General features: G+C 70.7%; 13 protein-coding genes and 1 pseudogene. 10 read left to right on the top strand and 4 right to left on the bottom strand.

The features are described 5' to 3' along the window. Window positions 1-73: 73 nt before the first annotated feature. The 8 genes and pseudogenes from ACZ9QC_RS28050 to ACZ9QC_RS28015 all read left to right on the top strand — a co-directional run bounded on the left by ACZ9QC_RS28050 (window position 74) and on the right by ACZ9QC_RS28015 (window position 7,852). Window positions 74-1,138: an ABC transporter substrate-binding protein gene (locus ACZ9QC_RS28050; protein ID WP_472915653.1), complete on the top strand. Its 1,065-nt coding sequence runs from the start codon at window positions 74-76 to the stop codon at window positions 1,136-1,138. Next, complete coding sequence (locus ACZ9QC_RS28045; protein WP_472915652.1) at window positions 1,135-2,070, top strand: ABC transporter permease; 936 nt, start codon at window positions 1,135-1,137, stop codon at window positions 2,068-2,070. Before ACZ9QC_RS28050 ends, ACZ9QC_RS28045 begins: the two co-directional genes overlap by 4 nt. Further along, entirely contained in the window at window positions 2,046-2,822 is a 777-nt protein-coding gene (locus ACZ9QC_RS28040; RefSeq protein WP_472915651.1) for an ABC transporter ATP-binding protein, read from the top strand. Before ACZ9QC_RS28045 ends, ACZ9QC_RS28040 begins: the two co-directional genes overlap by 25 nt. Further along, window positions 2,819-4,174: pseudogene (locus ACZ9QC_RS28035) on the top strand (LLM class flavin-dependent oxidoreductase); the annotation flags it as partial. The gene ACZ9QC_RS28040 and the pseudogene ACZ9QC_RS28035, both read left to right, overlap by 4 nt. 24 nt (window positions 4,175-4,198) lie before the next feature. Continuing rightward, window positions 4,199-5,116: a TauD/TfdA dioxygenase family protein gene (locus ACZ9QC_RS28030; RefSeq protein WP_472921831.1), complete on the top strand. Its 918-nt coding sequence runs from the start codon at window positions 4,199-4,201 to the stop codon at window positions 5,114-5,116. A gap of 111 nt (window positions 5,117-5,227) precedes the next feature. Then, window positions 5,228-6,613: an amino acid permease gene (locus tag ACZ9QC_RS28025; RefSeq protein WP_472915650.1), complete on the top strand. Its 1,386-nt coding sequence runs from the start codon at window positions 5,228-5,230 to the stop codon at window positions 6,611-6,613. A gap of 148 nt (window positions 6,614-6,761) precedes the next feature. Further along, entirely contained in the window at window positions 6,762-7,403 is a 642-nt protein-coding gene (locus ACZ9QC_RS28020; protein WP_472915649.1) for a superoxide dismutase, read from the top strand. A gap of 230 nt (window positions 7,404-7,633) precedes the next feature. Next, complete coding sequence (locus ACZ9QC_RS28015; protein WP_472915648.1) at window positions 7,634-7,852, top strand: hypothetical protein; 219 nt, start codon at window positions 7,634-7,636, stop codon at window positions 7,850-7,852. 183 nt (window positions 7,853-8,035) lie between these two features. On the opposite strand, the gene ACZ9QC_RS28010 is transcribed toward ACZ9QC_RS28015, so the two are convergent. After that, a complete protein-coding gene (locus ACZ9QC_RS28010) occupies window positions 8,036-8,692 on the bottom strand; it encodes a mycothiol-dependent nitroreductase Rv2466c family protein (protein WP_472915647.1) in 657 nt (218 codons plus the stop codon). A 176-nt stretch (window positions 8,693-8,868) separates the two neighbouring features. On the opposite strand from ACZ9QC_RS28010, the gene pepN reads away from it, so the two are divergent. After that, window positions 8,869-11,469, top strand: a complete 2,601-nt coding sequence (gene pepN, locus ACZ9QC_RS28005) for an aminopeptidase N (protein ID WP_472915646.1) — start codon at window positions 8,869-8,871, stop codon at window positions 11,467-11,469. A gap of 285 nt (window positions 11,470-11,754) precedes the next feature. After that, on the top strand, window positions 11,755-12,831 hold the full coding sequence (locus ACZ9QC_RS28000; protein WP_472915645.1) for a hypothetical protein: 1,077 nt from the start codon (window positions 11,755-11,757) through the stop codon (window positions 12,829-12,831). A gap of 79 nt (window positions 12,832-12,910) precedes the next feature. Here ACZ9QC_RS28000 and ACZ9QC_RS27995 read toward each other — a convergent pair whose 3' ends face one another. The 3 genes from ACZ9QC_RS27995 to ACZ9QC_RS27985 all read right to left on the bottom strand — a co-directional run bounded on the left by ACZ9QC_RS27995 (window position 12,911) and on the right by ACZ9QC_RS27985 (window position 16,836). Next, complete coding sequence (locus ACZ9QC_RS27995; RefSeq protein WP_472915644.1) at window positions 12,911-14,122, bottom strand: serine hydrolase domain-containing protein; 1,212 nt, start codon at window positions 14,120-14,122, stop codon at window positions 12,911-12,913. A gap of 113 nt (window positions 14,123-14,235) precedes the next feature. Continuing rightward, the gene (locus ACZ9QC_RS27990) at window positions 14,236-16,017 is read right to left on the bottom strand and encodes a TIGR03767 family metallophosphoesterase (RefSeq protein ID WP_472915643.1); all 1,782 of its coding nucleotides are present in this window, start codon (window positions 16,015-16,017) and stop codon (window positions 14,236-14,238) included. 354 nt (window positions 16,018-16,371) lie between these two features. After that, window positions 16,372-16,836: an NUDIX hydrolase gene (locus ACZ9QC_RS27985; protein WP_472915642.1), complete on the bottom strand. Its 465-nt coding sequence runs from the start codon at window positions 16,834-16,836 to the stop codon at window positions 16,372-16,374. Window positions 16,837-16,940: the final 104 nt, after the last annotated feature.

Genomic DNA, 16,940 nt, shown 5'->3' with positions numbered 1-16,940 from the left:
TTTCGTCCGCTTCCGCGGGCCATCCATGCGCGCTTCCGTGCGCGGTCCCACCGTTTCCCTCTGGGGGTTCTCCATGCCTTCTTCCGCCGCGTCCGGTTTCGACCGGCGACTCTTCCTCACCTCTCTGCTCGGCGTCACGGCCGCGGCGGCCGGGCTCAGCGGCTGCGCCGACAGCAGCGCGGCGACCGCCCGCACGGCGGCGGACGCGCCGCTGCCGACCAAGGTCCCCGCGGGTACGAGCCTGAAGATCTCCTCGTTCCAGAATCAACAGCAGTTGCAGCTCAAGCTCGCACAACTCGACGATCTGCCTTTCCGGGTGAGCAGTTGGGCGAACATCGGCGCCGGCCCGGATGTCATCAACGCTTTCCGGGCGGGGTCTCTGGACGTCGCCAACAATGCGGGGATCCCGCCGATCCAGGCGCATTACCAGGGATACGACGCGAAGATCGTCGCGATCAACATCACCCGGAAACCGAACTATCTCTTCGCCACCAAACCCGGCAGCGACATCACCACCGTCAAGGATTTCCGCGGCAAGAAGCTCGCCTTCTCCCAGGGGCAGGCGCAGGGTGTCGTCCTCCTTCGGGCCTTGAAGGAGGCGGGACTCGCCTATGACGACGCCGAGTTGGTCCCGCTGACCAGCAACCAGTTCCTGACGGCCCTCCAGTCGGGCCAGGTGGACGTCGCGCCGCTCGCCAACCAGCAGGCGCCCGCCTATCTCCAGCAGTACGAGTCCAAGGGCGCCCGCACGATCCCGACCGACGTGGTGGACCTGCTCAGCCTCCTGTGGGCGCCGGCCTCCGTGCTGGCCGACTCCGCGAAGGCCGCCGCCGTCGCCGCGTACATCCCGTTCTGGGCGAAGGGCGCGGTCTGGCAGTACGAGAACCCGGACATCTGGAACGAGGAGTTCTACGTGAAGACCCAGAACCTGACGACCGCCCAGGCCGAGTCGATCAGTGAGCTCGCCAACAAGCCGCTGTTCCCGCCGAGTTGGGACGAGGCGATCAAGTGGGAGCAGGAGACCGCCGATCTGCTGGCCGAGGGCGGCTTCGTGAAGAAGTTCGACGTCGGCACGCTCTTCGACCGGCGGTTCGAGGGGATCGCCGCGAAGGCCGTGCCCGCGGAGTACCGGAAGTGAGCGCCGTGACCACGGGTGCGGCCACCGCGGCGGGCACGGCCACCACGGAAGAAGCGGTCACCACGGCGAGCGAGGCCACCGTCGACACGTCCCGTTCCGGCGTCCCCGCGTCCGGCTCCGGCACGGCCGGGGAGGAGGTCGTCCCGGTCCGCAGGCGTCGTCGGCTCTCCCCCGGCAAGCGGCTGCCCGCCTCCCGGCTGGTCGGACCGGCACTGGTCCTCGCCCTCTGGGCCGTGGCCTCCGCCGCCGGGCAGCTCGATCCGGCGGCGATCCCGGCGCCCTGGACCGTGCTGGAGACCGGTGTCCGGCTGTGGACCGACGGGACGCTGCCGACGGACATCGTCACCTCGCTGGAACGGGCCGGGTACGGGTTCTCGATCGGGCTGACCGCCGGTGTCCTGCTCGCCCTGGCCTCCGGGCTCAGCCGGACCGGCGAGGCGCTGATCGACGGGACCGTGCAGCTCAACCGGGCGATCCCGACGCTGGGTCTGATTCCGCTGTTCATCCTCTGGCTGGGCATCGGCGAGACCTTCAAGATCGCGATCATCGCCATCGTCGTCTACATCCCGATCTACCTCAACACCCATGCCGCGCTGGCCGGGATCGACAGCCGTTTCGTCGAACTCGCCGAGGTGCAGGGCCTGTCGAGGTACCGGTTCGTCCGGCAGATCGTCATCCCCGGCGCGCTGCCCGGCTTCTTCGTGGGTCTGCGGCTCGGGGTGACCGGCTCCTGGCTGGGCCTGGTCGTCCTGGAACAGATCAACGCCACCAACGGACTCGGCTACATGATGTTCCAGGCCACGAACTACGGCCAGAGCGACGTCATCCTCGTCGGCCTGGCCGTCTACGGGATCTTCGGCCTGGCCTCCGACAGCGCGGTCCGCCTCATCGAACGGAGGGTGCTGTCATGGCGACGCACACTGAGCAGCTGACGCCCGCGGGCCCCGAATCGCCGACGGCCACGGCCACCGTCGACCGCCCCGCCGTCCAGCTCCGGGACCTGACCAGGTCGTTCGACGGCCGCAAGGTCCTCGACGGGGTCGACCTGGACATCCCCGCCGGGCAGTTCGTCGCCCTGCTCGGGCACAGCGGCTCCGGCAAGAGCACGCTGCTGCGGGCGGTCGCCGGGCTCGACCACGAGGTGGCGGGCAGTGGCCGGCTCACCGCCCCGGCCAGGGTGTCCGTCGTCTTCCAGGACTCCCGGCTGCTGCCCTGGCGGCGGGTGCTGGACAACGTACTGCTCGGCACGGAGGGCAAGGAGGCCGTGGGCCGGGGCCGTGAGGCGCTCGCCGAGGTGGGCCTGAAGGGCCGCGAGCGGGCCTGGCCGAACGAGCTGTCCGGCGGGGAGGCGCAGCGCGCTGCACTGGCCCGCTCCCTCGTCCGAGACCCCGAACTCCTGCTGGCCGACGAGCCGTTCGGCGCGCTGGACGCGCTCACCCGGATCAGGATGCACACCCTGCTCCGGCAGCTGTGGGAGCGCCACCGCCCGTCCGTCCTGCTCGTCACGCACGACGTGGACGAGGCGATCGTGCTCGCCGACCGGGTCCTCGTGCTCGAAGAGGGCCGCATCGGCCTGGACCTGACCATCGACCGCCCGCACCCGCGCTCGTACCGGGACCCCCTGCTGGGCGAGTACCGCGAGCGGCTGCTGGCAGCGCTCGGTGTGAAAGAGGACCACCAATGACGTCAAGACAGCTCCATCTCAACGCCTTCCTGATGAACACCGGGCACCACGAGGCCTCGTGGCGGCTGCCCGAGTCCGATCCGTACGCGCACGTCGAGCTGGACCACTACGTGCGGCTGGCCCGGATCGCGGAGCGCGGCACGTTCGACTCGCTGTTCCTGGCCGACGGGCCGCAGTTGTGGGGCAGCGTGGGCCAGCGTCCGGCGGGCGCCCTGGAGCCGCTGACCCTGCTGACCGCGCTGGCGACGGCCACCGAGCACATCGGTCTGATCGCCACCGCCTCCACCTCCTACAACTCCCCCTACAACCTGGCCCGCAAGTTCGCCTCCCTCGACATCCTCAGCGGTGGCCGGGCCGGCTGGAACATCGTCACCACCGCCGGTGCCGAGGCCGCCCGCAACTTCGGTCTGGACGCCGAGCCCGCGCACGCCCAGCGGTACGCCCGGGCCGCCGAGTTCCTCGACGTGGCCCTGAAGCTCTGGGACAGCTGGGAGGACGACGCGATCGTCGCCGACAAGGAGACCGGCGTCTGGGGCGACGACACGAAGATCCATCCGCCCCGGCACCGGGGGACGTACTTCAGTGTCGAGGGTCCGCTCAACGTCCCCCGTACGCCCCAGGGTTATCCACTGCTCGTGCAGGCGGGGTCGAGCGAGGACGGCAAGGCGTTCGCGGCCCGGTACGCGGAGGCCGTGTTCACCGCCCAGCAGACGATCGAGGACGCGCAGGCCTTCTACGCCGACCTCAAGGCCCGTACGGTCGCGGCCGGCCGGGACCCCGGGCACATCAAGGTGCTGCCCGGGATCGTGCCCGTCCTCGGGTCCACGGAGGCCGAGGCGCGGGCGGCCGAGCGGGTCCTGGAGGACCACATCGTGTACACGCACGGGGTGGGCAATCTGGAGCGGCTGCTGCAACTGCCCGCCGGTTCCCTGGAGCTGGACGCGCCGCTGCCGGCCGATCTGCCGCCGGAGAGCGCGATCGAGGGGGCCAAGAGCCGCTACACGCTCGTCGTCGAGCTGGCCCGGCGCGACCGGCTCACCGTACGGGAGCTGATCGGGCGGCTGGGCGGCGGGCGCGGGCACCTCACCTTCGCCGGGACGCCCGAGCAGGTCGCCGACACGATCGAGACCTGGTTCACCCAGGGCGCCGCCGACGGCTTCAACATCATGCCCGCGGTGCTGCCGTCCGGCCTCGACGCCTTCGTCGAGCACGTCGTCCCGATCCTGCGCGCCCGCGGTCTGCTCCGCACGGAGTACGGCCCGCGCCGGACCCTGCGGGACCGCTACGGCCTGCCCCGCCCCGCCAACCAGCACGTCGGCACGCCCGAATCCGCACCCGCACCCGCCCTCGTCCGATCCGCGAAAGGAACCAACGCCATGAGCATCGACATCCAGAAGGTCACCGGGAACATCGGCGCCCGGGTCTCCGGCGTGGACGTCTCCCGGCCCCTCGGCGAGGCGACGGTCGCCGCGCTGCGTGAGGCGCTCAACGTCCACAAGGCGCTCGTGTTCGACGACGTGCACCTCGACGACGACGGTCATCAGGCCTTCGTCCGCCACTTCGGTGACATCACCACCGCCCACCCGACGGTGTCGGCCGTCGCGGGCGCAGCGAACGTCCTGCCCGTGGACAGCGAGCGAGGCCGCGCCAACCACTGGCACACCGACGTCACGTTCGTCCTCAACCCGCCGCAGGCCACCACCCTGCGCAGCATCACGATCCCGCCGTACGGCGGCGAGACGCTGATCGCCAACGCGGCGGCGGCCTACCGCGACCTGCCCGAACCGCTGCGGCGGCTGGCCGACGGTCTGTGGGCCGAGCACACCAACGACTACGACTACGCGGTGCCGGACGAGGAGATCGACGCGGAGCGGGCGGCGCAGCGCGCCCAGTTCACGTCGATCACGTACCGCACGGCCCACCCGGTGGTCCGGGTGCACCCGCTGACCGGTGAACGGGGCCTGTTCGTCGGCGGGTTCGCGCAGCGGATCGTTGGACTGTCGCTCGGCGAGTCCCGCAAGGTCCTGGACCTGCTCCAGTCGTATGTGACCCGGCCGGAGAACGTGCTGCGCCACCGCTGGTCGGAGAACCAGCTGGTCGTCTTCGACAACCGCGTCACCCAGCACTACGCCATCGACAACTACGACGGTCTGCCGCGCCGGCTGCACCGGGTGACCGTCGCCGGTGACGTCCCGGTGGGCGTCGAGGGCAAGGAGAGCTACTCGATCGAGGGGGACGCCTCGCACTACACGTCCGTCGCCGCCCGACAGGAGGCCACCCCCGTAGCCGTGTAGTCACCTTCCGTGCCGACCGCGTCCGGATAGCGGACAGCCCCTCCATGTGCGTGGAGGGGCTGTTCAGACTGTCGGCGTTTTGCCGTCTCACGCATTGGACGAACCGCGCCCATGCCCAGCACCTCCGTCAAGGCTCCACAAGAGTCCGACGCGTCCCTGTCCCACGGCCTCAAGCAGCGTCACCTGTCGATGATCGCCCTCGGCGGTGTGATCGGCGCGGGCCTCTTCGTCGGGTCGGGGGCGGGCATCGCCGCCGCCGGTCCCTCGATCGTCCTCGCGTACACGCTCTCCGGGCTCCTCGTCATGCTGGTGATGCGGATGCTCGGCGAGATGTCCGCCGCGTACCCCTCCTCGGGTTCCTTCTCCGCGCACGCCGAACGCGCCATCGGTCCATGGGCGGGCTTCACGGCCGGCTGGTCGTTCTGGGTGCTGCTGTGCACGGCCGTCGGTCTGGAGGGCATCGGCGCCGCGAAGATCGTGACGGGATGGCTGCCCGGGACGCCCGAGTGGGCCTGGGTGGCACTGTTCATGCTGGTGTTCCTGGGCACCAATCTGGCCGCCGTGAAGAACTTCGGCGAGTTCGAGTTCTGGTTCGCCGCGCTGAAGGTCGGCGCGATCTCCCTGTTCCTGGTGCTGGGTGTGCTGGCCGTCGCCGGTGTCCTGCCCGGCACCGACGCGCCCGGCCTCACCAACCTCACCGGTGAGGGCGGCCTGCTGCCGGGCGGCACGGACGGTCTGGTCATCGGCCTGCTGGCGTCGATCTTCGCGTACGGCGGTCTGGAGACCGTGACGATCGCCGCGGCCGAGTCCGAGGACCCGGTGAAGGGCGTGGCCACGGCGGTCCGTACGGCGATGTGGCGCATCGCCCTCTTCTACATCGGCTCCATGGCGGTCATCGTCACCCTCGTCCCGTGGGACTCCCAGGAGGTCGTGGAGAAGGGGCCGTACGTCGCCGCCCTCGACCACCTCGGGATCCCCGGCGCCGGTCAGGTGATGAACGTGGTCGTGCTGGTGGCCCTGCTGAGCGCGATGAACGCCAACATCTACGGCTCGTCCCGGATCGCGTACTCCCTGGTGGCGCGCGGGCAGGGCCCGAAGGCGATCGGCCGGGTGTCGGGCGGGGTCCCCCGGATCGCGGTGCTGGCCTCCAGTGTCTTCGGCTTTCTCTGCGTCCTGCTCAGCTACTGGCGCCCCGACGACGTCTTCCCCTGGCTGCTGAACATGATCGGGGCGGTCGTCCTCGTCGTCTGGATCCTCATCGCCGTCTCCCAGTTGCTGCTGCGCCGCCGTATCGAGCGGGAGGCCCCGGAGCGGCTGGTCGTGCGGATGTGGGCGTTCCCGTGGCTGACCTGGGTGGCGCTCGCGGGGATGGCCGCCGTCTTCGTCCTCATGGCCCGGGAGCCGGGAACGCGGACACAGTTGTACTGGACCGGCGGGATGACACTGATCCTGGCGGCGGTCGGGTACGCCCGGCAGCGGGCGCGCGCCACGCGCTGATCCCGCTCGCACTTCGGGGCCCTCGCGCGGAGGACGGACGGTCGGTTCGCGCGAGGGCCCTTTCGCGTGCCCGGGCACACCCCTACAGTCTCTTGCTGCTAGCGTGCACTTGCAAGTACTTTGCAATAAGAGGTCGGAGGGGACCCCCATGCCCGTCTACACGCTTCCTGAACTGCCGTACGACTACGCGGCGCTGGCACCCGTGATCAGCCCCGAGATCATCGAGCTGCACCACGACAAGCACCACGCGGCCTACGTCAAGGGGGCCAACGACACCCTGGAGCAGCTGGCCGAGGCGCGGGACAAGGAGACCTGGGGAGCGATCAACGGCCTGGAGAAGAACCTGGCCTTCCACCTCTCCGGCCACATCCTGCACTCGATCTACTGGCAGAACATGACCGGCGACGGCGGCGGGGAGCCCCTGGAGAAGGACGGCGTCGGTGAGCTGGCGGACGCCATCGCCGAGTCCTTCGGCTCCTTCGCGGGCTTCAAGACCCAGTTGACCAAGGCCGCCGCGACCACCCAGGGCTCGGGCTGGGGCGTACTGGCGTACGAGCCGCTGAGCGGGCGGCTGGTCGTCGAGCAGGTCTACGACCACCAGGGCAACGTCGGCCAGGGCTCGACCCCGATCCTGGTCTTCGACGCCTGGGAGCACGCCTTCTATCTGCAGTACAAGAACCAGAAGGTCGACTTCATCGACGCCATGTGGGCCGTCGTGAACTGGCAGGACGTGGCCCGCCGTTACGCGGCGGCCCGGTCCCGCGCGGATGTGCTGCTGCTGGCCCCCTGAGCCGGCGGCCGAGACGTCCTGCTCGTGATCGTCTTCTCAACCTTCACCGGGCAGGCGGAAAAGGGAGAACCCCCGCGAGGACGTGACTCGCGGGGGTTCTCGCCCTCCGGGCCGCCGGAACACGCCACGGCGGGACTCATTCCGGTCTGCCCGCTTCCTCGGCTTTCGCCCTATGCTCCCGTTTCCGGCCGGATTACCGATCCGGCGGAACCGGACCGACGGGAGGTCGCGTGGACACGAGCTACAAGCACTGCCCACCGTGCGGCGGCGGCAAGCCCCTGCCGTTCTACAAGGCGGACAAGGAAGTACGGCAGTACCTGGAGTCCCTGGGCAAGAACCCGGCCGGCTGGTGGCGCTGCGGCAACCACGGAGAGAAGGGCCGCTGCCTCTTCGTCCAGCCGTACGGCAGGCAGAGCGAGGGCCTGACCCTGCCCGAGTCCTTCCGGTGAGCTTTTCCCGGTGCTACGGCCACCGGTCACCGAAGGGCGACTGAGCCGACGGCCACCTACGGCGAGTGAGCCGAAGGGGCGCGCCTGTGTCGAGACGGCGAACGCGCGGAGGCCCGACGAAGGAGGGCCGAGCACGATCGCCGTCTCGACACAGGCACGAGCGCCCCGGAGGCGAACCGAGCCCTAAGAAATCAAGTTGCTGAAGTCGGGGCCCTTCGTGCGGGTGCGCTTGATCTCGTAGAAGCCGGGGACCGAGGCGACGAGGAGGGCGCCGTCCCAGAGCCGGGCGGCCTCCTCCCCCTTCGGCGCGGGGGTGACGACCGGGCCGAAGAAGGCGATCTGCTCGCCGTCGGCGCCGGGGACGGCGATGACGGGGGTGCCGACGTCCTGGCCGACCTTGTCGATGCCCTCCTTGTGGGAGGCGCGCAACTCGGCCTCGTACGGGGTGTCGTCCCAGTGGTCCATGAGGGACTCGGGCAGGCCGACGTCCTTCAGCGCGGCGGCGACCGTCTCCTTCTCGGGGCCCTCGCCCTGGTTGTGGATCCGGGTGCCGAGCGCGGTGTAGAGGTCGCCGAGCACCTCGGGGCCGTGCTCCTGCTGGGCGGCTATCACGATCCGCACCGGGCCCCAGGCCTTGGTGGCCAGCAGTTCGCGGTACTCCTCGGGCAGCTCGTCGATCTTGGGCTCGTTGAGGACCGCGAGGCTCATCAGGTGCCAGCGGACCTCGATGTCCCGGACCTTCTCCACCTCCAGGACCCAGCGCGAGGTCATCCAGGCCCAGGGGCACAGCGGGTCGAACCAGAAGTCGACAGGGGTCTTGCCGGAGGTCTGCTCGGACATGGTTCTCCTCGAAAGGGGTTGAAGGGGCTTGAAAGGGCTACGAAGGCGGAGTCGTGCGGGCTCGGTCTCCCGGGCAACAAACCCGGCAACACCAAGGACCGCTCCGGCCATTCCCGTGGTGCATGGCAGGATCAGGCTGTCCGCATACTGAACACCACCCCGAGGGAGTGCCGCCCGTGCCCGGTGAGAATCTGACCCGTGACGAGGCCCAGGAGCGGGCCGCGCTGTTGTCCGTCGACGGTTACGAGGTCTCCCTCGACCTGCGGTCCGCCGTCGGGGACTCCGGTGACCTCGGCGGCGAACCGCGTACGTTCCGGTCGGTGACGACCATCCGCTTCCGGTGCGCCGACCCGGGCGCCACGAGCTTCGCCGATCTGGTCGCGCCGCGTGTGACGGCCGTCTCCCTCAACGGCAAGGACCTCGACCCGAGCGAGGTCTTCGACGGCTCCCGGATCACCCTGGACGACCTGGCCGCCGAGAACGAGCTGGTGGTCGACGCCCAGTGCGCCTACTCCCGCACCGGCGAGGGCATGCACCGCTTCGTCGACCCCGAGGACGGCGAGGTCTACCTCTACACGCAGTACGAGCCGGCCGACTCGCGCCGCGTCTTCGCCAATTTCGAGCAGCCTGACCTCAAGGCCCCGTACCGCTTCGAGGTGCGCGCGCCCGAGGACTGGGTCGTGTGGAGCAACGGGGCCGGCGAGCGGACGGACGGGGTGTGGCGGTTCGCGGAGACGAAGCCGATCTCGACGTACATCACGGCGGTCGTCGCGGGCCCGTACCACTATGTGACGGACACCTACGAGCGGGTCTTCGAGGACGGTACGCGGTTGGAGATCCCCCTCGGCGCGATGTGCCGCAAGGGTCTCGCCCCCTACTTCGACTCCGACGACGTCTTCGAGATCACCAAGCAGGGCCTGGACTTCTTCCACGACCACTTCGACTACCCGTACCCGTTCGGGAAGTACGACCAGGCGTTCGTGCCCGAGTACAACCTCGGCGCGATGGAGAACCCGGGGCTGGTCACCTTCCGCGAGGAGTTCATCTTCCGGGGCAAGGTCACCCGGGCGTCGTACGAGCGGCGGGCCAACGTCATCCTGCACGAGATGGCGCACATGTGGTTCGGCGACCTGGTGACCATGGTGTGGTGGGACGACCTGTGGCTGAAGGAGTCCTTCGCGGACTTCATGGGCTCCTTCTCGATGGTCGAGGCCACCCGTTTCACCAACGGCTGGGTCACCTTCGCCAACAACCGCAAGTCCTGGGCGTACCGCGCCGACCAGCTGCCCTCCACCCACCCGATCACGGCCGACATCCGTGACCTGGAGGACGCCAAGCTCAACTTCGACGGGATCACCTACGCCAAGGGCGCGTCCGTACTGAAGCAGCTGGTGGCGTACGTGGGGCGCGAGGCGTTCCTGGAGGGCGCCCGGCGCTACTTCAAGCGGAACGCGTACGGCAACACGAAGCTGGGCGACCTGCTGTCGGTCCTGGAGGAGACCAGCGGCCGGGACATGGCGTCCTGGTCGCGGGCCTGGCTGCAGACGGCGGGGGTCAACTCCCTCACCCCGCAGGTGCTCCTGGACGCCGAGGGCCGGATCGACGAGCTGGCAGTGGTGCAGGAGGCGGCGGAGTCGCACCCCGAACTGCGGCCGCACCGGGTGGCGATCGGTCTGTACCGGCGCGCGGACGCCGACGGGGAGGGCGGCTCCGGCGCGCTGGAGCGGTACGCGCGCGCCGAGGTGGACGTCGACGGGCCGCGTACGGTCGTGGCCGAGCTGGCGGGGGCCGAGGCGCCCGCGCTGGTGCTGGTCAACGACGACGACCTGACGTACTGCAAGATCCGGTTCGACGCGGCGTCACTGGACACGCTGCGGGCCGGGCTCGGGGACATCACCGACCCGCTGGCGCGGGCGCTGTGCTGGTCGGCGCTGTGGAACCTGACGCGGGACGCGCTGCTGCCGGCGCGGGACTTCGTCGACCTGGTGCTGCGCTTCGCCGGGCGCGAGTCCGACATCGGGGTGCTGCAGATGCTGCACGCGTGGGCCAATTCGGCGCTGACTCACTACGCGGCGCCCCAGTGGCGGGAGACCGGGGGCCGACTGCTCGCGGAGGGTGCGCTGCGGGAGCTGCGGGCCGCCGAGGCGGGGAGCCAGCACCAGCTGACCTGGGCCCGGTTCTTCGCTTCGGTGGCGTCGGACGAGGCCGAACTGGCAGTGCTGCAAGGTCTGTTGACCGGGACCGAGAAGGTCGACGGGCTGGAGGTCGACCAGGAGCTGCGGTGGGCCTTCCTGGAGCCGCTGGCGACGCACGGGGCCGCCGACGAGGGCGCCCTGGCCGCCGAGTTGGCGCGGGACGACACGGCCTCCGGGAAGCGGCATCAGGTGCGGTGTCTGGCGGCGCGACCGTCCGCCGCGGTCAAGGCGCAGGCGTGGGCGTCGGTCGTGGAGTCGGACAAGCTGTCCAACGCGTTGGTCGAGGCGACGATCGCGGGGTTCGCGCGGCCGTCGCAGCGGGAGTTGGTGGCTCCGTACGCGGTGAAGTACTTCGAGGTGATCGAGCGGGTGTGGGCCGAGCGGTCCATCCAGATCGGGATGGACGTGGTGCGGGGGCTGTTCCCGTCGCTCCAGGACTCGCCGGGGACGCTGGAGGCGACGGACGCGTGGCTCGCCTCGCACGAGTCGGCGGCACCGGCGCTGCGGAGGCTGGTGATCGAGGCCCGGGACGACCTGGCCCGGGGGCTGCGGGGTCAGGAGTGTGACGCGGCGGCGGGGTAACTACCGCGAGGGCGTGGCCCTTTGAGGGGCGCGGGGAACTGCGCGAGCAGTCCCCCGCGGCCCCGCGGCCGCCCGAGTACACGCGTCCCCGAGCTCATGGGCGCCCCGGACCCGGTTCAGAGTTACGAAATTCGGGTAATCAGAGCCGTAACCTTTTTCGGCCCCCGCCCGGACCAGCGGATATCGGCAGTCGAACGCACGTACTTTAGTGCGGTCTTGTCCGGATTTGTCGACGGGCGTGTAACAGAGGTTCATGGGCGGGTCCGACGCGGGAACCTCCGGGTCATGACGCACAACACCCCGCTCTCCCCCCGCCCCCTCCGTCGCCTCTCGGACGTCACGCGCCGGGTGCTGACGGCCGCGCAGCTGCGCGCGCAGGGTGTCACCGCCGCCGAGACGAACGAGCAGTGCCGGCCCGGTGGCTCCTGGCAGCAGATCCTGCCGGGTGTGTTCCTGCTGCACCCGGGCCCGCCCACCTCGGAGGAGCGCCTGCACGCGGTGCTCTCGTACGCGGCCCGCTCCCCCTTCCGCGAGACCTCCACCGGGGCCGGCGGCGTCGCCGGGGTACCCGCGCAGCCGAACGCCGACGAGCCCCGTCCGGCGGCGGCACCCCGCTACCCGGACGCGGTGATCACCGGGCTCGCCGCCCTGACGCTGCACGGCTTCGCTTCCGCTCCCCCGCTCCCGTCCCTCGACACGATCGACGTCCTGGTCCCGCGGCTGCGACGGCTGCGGACCGTGGGGTGCGCGCGGATCGTGCGCACCCCGGCCGTGCCGACCCCGTCGTACGTGACCGGCCTGCCCGTCGCCCCCGTGCCGCGCGCCCTCGCGGACGCGGCCGGGGAGCTCTCCGACGCGGCCACCGTGCGCAGACTGCTCACGGAGGCGGTGCGCGGCGGGCACACCGAACCCGCCGCCGTCATCCGGGAGTTGACGGAGGCGCGGCTGCTGAACCGTCCGCACGTGGCCGACGCGGTGGAGTCGCTGCTCGCGGAGGGACGGGCCGTCGCGGAGGACCACCTGTACCGGATGGTCCGCGAGCACGCCCTCCCGGACCCCGTCTGGAACGTGGACCTCCGCCTCCCGGGCGGGCCGCACCTCGGCGGCCTCGACGCGTACTGGCCGGAGCAGGCCGTCGCGGTCGAACTGGACACGCGGGCCCCGCGCCAGGAGGACGACGCGCTGTGGTCGGAGTACGCCCGCAAGCGCGAGGTGCTGGAGCGGCTCGGCATCACCGTCGTGCACGTCACGCCGCGGAAGCTGCGTGACTCGCTGGAGCAGCAGGCGGCCGTCGTCCGCACCGCGTTGATGGCGTCGTGCGACCGAGATCCGGCGGCGTACGTCGTGGTGCTTCCCCGGTAACCGGGAACTCGGACCACCAGGAGGGGAGGGGAAGGGCCGCCGATCACCTCGGCGGCCCTTCCTCATGTCAGGGCGGGGGCTACTTCGTGCAGAACTCCGCCTCCATGATCGGCAGGCTGTCGCCCGTCCAGTCGCTGTTGAAGTTGTAGGTGAGGGTGTGGCGGCCGTCGGCGGTGGTGGCGGTCTCGGAGAGGGAGCCGTGGATGCCGCCGCTGTGGCCCCAGAGCCGGACGCCGCAGGAGAGTGTGTAGGTGATGAGGCCGAGGCCGTAGCCTCCGCGGTCGCCGTCGACGGGGACGACGGTCTTCATCTCGGCGAGCTGCTTCCTCGGGAGGAGCTTGCCGCGCAGCAGGGCGGAGTAGAAGCTGTTGAGGTCGTCTGCGTCGGAGATCATCTCGCCCGCGGCGCCGGCGATCGAGGGGTTGAGCGGCGTCGCGTCGTACGTCCTGCCCTCCGGCGTCTCCGCCAGCTTGGAGTAGGCGCGGCTGTGCGGGCCGGGGAGGGTGGGGACGGTGCCGGGGACCTTCGTGTCGCGCAGGCCGAGGGGTTCGATGATCCGGGCGCGGACCTCGTCGCCGTACGGGTTGCCGGTGGCCTTCTCGATCACCAGGCCGGCGAGGACGTAGTTGGTGTTGGAGTAGCTCCAGTCGGTGCCCGGGGCGAAGGTCGGCTCGTGCTTCATGGCGATGCCGACCAGTTGGCGCGGGGTCCAGGTGCGGTAACGGTTCTTGAGGAACCCCTCGGCGAGGAACACGTCCTTCACGAACTGCTCGTCCGAGGTGTACTCGGCGATTCCGCTGGTGTGGTTGAGGAGTTGGCGCAGCGTCACCCGGCGGCCGTCGTGGCCCTTGCCGCGCACCACGCCCGGCAGCCATTTCTCCACCGTGTCGTCCATCGACAGCCTGCCCTCGGCCGCCAGTTGGAGCAGCACGGTGGCGGTGAAGGTCTTGGTGATGCTGCCGACGCGGAAGTGGTCGTGGGCCGAGCGTGGCTTGCCCGTCCTGAGGTCGCCCACGCCCGACGTCGCCTTCCAGACACCGCGTTCGTCCTTCGCCTGGGCCGCGATGCCGACGACGCCGTCCTCGACATTGGCGTCCATGGCCTTCCGCGTCGCGCGGTGGTCGCCTCCGGCCGACGCGGCGGCGGGTGCCGCCGCGACCGCCGGAGCGGCGAGCGCCAGCGCCGCGACGACGGCGGTGGCGGCCACGAGACCCGCGCGTGCCGTACGGGTCCTGCGTCCCGTGCGGGCTGTGCGGACCGCGTGTGCTGTGCGTGTCGTACCTGCTGACATGTGGTTCTCCCCCTTCGCCCGGTCCTCTCGGTGACTCCGAGAACGTCCGGTCGCGAAAGGGGACACGGCATCGCAGACCCGGGTTGAGCGGGTCGACACCGGTTGAGCGTGTTTCAGCCCTTGCGGAGGACCAGCTCGGTGTTGCGGTCGCCGGCCTTGCCGGTGAGGGTGTCGCGGCGGCCGGGGGCGTTGTAGGAGAGCTCACGGTAGAGGGCGGCGAGGCCGGTCTGCGAGAGGTCCGTGAAGTCGGTGGCGTGCGGGGCGGCCGATTCGATCAGGGTGGTGAAGACGGAGAGCGTGCCGTCCTTGTTGTCCACCAGCTCGATGACGCGGGCGAGTTGGGGGAAGTCGATGTGGGAGGCCGTGGAGATCTCCCAGAACGAGCCGCCGCCCGATGCCGAGTGCGGGGTGATGCGGTTGCGGTGGCTGTGACCGTTCACCCAGGCCAGTACGTTGCGGTGGCGGCCGAGCAGGGCCAGTACCTCGTCGCCGCCGTGCCGGGCCTCCGTGGGGCGGGCGGGGTCCTTGCGCAGGTTGCGCATCGACTTGCTGGTGTGGTGGCTGAAGACGACGGCGTACGAGCCGTCCTTGGCCGCCTCCTTCAACGTACGGTCCAGCCACTTGAGTTGGGCCGTGCCGAGCGAGCCCTCGTAGTGCCCGCCGGGGTCGGTGGAGTCGAGGCTGATGCCGATGACGTCGTCGGCGACGCGGAAGGCGTAGTACTGGGTGCGGGCGTCGAGGTTGGCCTGCGAGTAGCCGTGGCCGACCGGGCCGGGGCCGGTGTGGGCCGGGTCCAGGTGGGCCCGGAGGTACTCCTGCGGGGTGAAGGGGGCGCGGTTCTCGTCCGGGGTGACCGAACGCATCTTCTTCGCCTGGGCCTTGAGGACGGCCTTCCAGTCGGCGCCCTTGGGGTCGCCGCCGCTCTTGACGTTGTCCCAGAGGGCCTTGCCGACCTGCTCGTCCAGCGTCATCAGCTTCTTGCCGCCGACCGCGAAGTCCGCGAAGAAGGAGTCGCCGGGGGCGTAGCAGCCGCCCGGGAGGGAGTCGTGGTTGCCGACCGTGGAGTACCAGGGGACGTTCAGGCCGGGGCTGTTGACCTCGCGGATCGCGGCGGCCAGGAAGCCGTCCAGGCGGGGGAAGCCGAGTTGCTTGTCGGCGTCGCGCAGGGCCGCGTCGGGCTGCCAGTAGAGCTTCAGGCCGCTGTTCTGGACGCCCTCGTAGCGGCGCGGGTCACCGGAGTTGGGGGTGACACGGCCGCCGCTCATCACCTTCAGGAACCAGTCCAGTTCCGTGCGGGAGTTGTTGTCGGTGTTGTCGCCGGTCGTCATCACGAAGTGGAGCGGGGAGCCGGTCACCGGGGCGCCGCGCAGCGCGTTCACCCGCTCGACGAGCGAGACGGCGCCGGCCACGGACAGCGCCTCCTGGGGCCGCCACGCGCTGGCGGTCTGGGCGCGCAGGTACTCGTAGCGCAGCGGGTGCTGGACATCGACCACGTGCAGATCGGTGAACTGCACGAAGGACGCCAGGGTCGTACGGCGCTTCTCGCGGCCGGCCTTGGGGGTGGCGAGGTCGCCGCGCACGACCCGCGCCCAGGCCGGGCCGGAGCCGAGGCGGCGGTAGCCGGAGGAGCCGCGGGGCGCGGCGACCGAGGCGAGGGTGGTGCCCCGGGTGTACGGCGCGAGGGGCGCGGCCGGGGCCTCTCTGTTGGAGAGGTTGGCCAAGGGGACCTCGGTGGCCGCGGCACGGCCGGCGGTGGAGGCGGCGGCGTGGGCTTCGGTCTCCGGCCGCAGGGCGAAGCCGACGCCCGCGGCGAGGCCGACCGCGCCGGTGGCGGCGAGGAAGGCCCGGCGGTCAGGGTTGGTGGCGGCGGCAGCGACTGAGCGTATGCGCGACATGGCGCGGTCTCCCCGAGTGCGAACGCGTCGGAAGTGGTCGCGGGGCCGCTCCGCGGTGGGGGCCGGAGTGGGGTTCCCGCTCTTCCTCGATGCTTGGCAGCGGGGGTGGCCTGGACGTTAACGACGTCGCAACGGGTGGCGCCGATCACCGTACGTCGATCTTCGGGGGCGGGGTGCGTCCCCTGGGGGTTCCCGAATGTGAGGAAGAGGGCCGGGAAGGGGTCACTCCATGTTCATCTGATGGGGTAGGGCACCTGTTCGCCGTGGGAGCTTCGGTGATGATGTATCTGCGGGTGCGTGGTGGTCGCCCGCGCCCCGCGGCGGTAGCCGCATGTTCAGTACTGCCCCGCGCCGCTAAAGGGTCACCGGTGGTATCAGGTGGCCGTTCTCCGGGCGTTCCCGCCACAGGCGTAGGCCCACGTCCACCAGGCCCACCCGCTCCAGGGTCGGGATCTCGTCCAGGGGGTGCCAGGCGGCCATGTCCGTGGAGCCGTTGGTCTCGTGGCGGAGGTCGCCGCCGGTGACACGGGCCTCGTAGACGATGCGGAGGGCCTGGTGGTCGGCGCGGGCGCCGAGGCGGCGGGCGTAGGTGCGCCGGCCGGTGTCGATGCCGAGGAGGACCGTGGGCTCGACGGTGTAGCCGGTCTCCTCGGCGGCCTCCCGGACGACCGTGGCGTAGGGGTCCTCGCCGTGGTCCATGCCGCCGCCGGGCAGGGTCCACCGCTTCTCCCCGGTGTCCTTGGCGACCCAGCGGGCCAGCAGCAGCTGTCCGTCGCGTACACAGACGGCGTAGGCCGCCACCCTCAACTCCTGGCGCATGCACAGACGTTAGCCAAAATGTCCGCTCATGCACGGTCATCGCCCCCATGCCGGGTGGCGGGTTTACGCCATGACACAATCCCGCCTCGGTCAACCCTCCCCAA

It is taken from the genome of Streptomyces sp. HUAS MS02 (assembly GCF_055702265.1).
The sequence above is the reverse complement of the archived record's forward strand: the minus strand, read 5'-3'. Positions and strand labels throughout refer to the sequence as shown.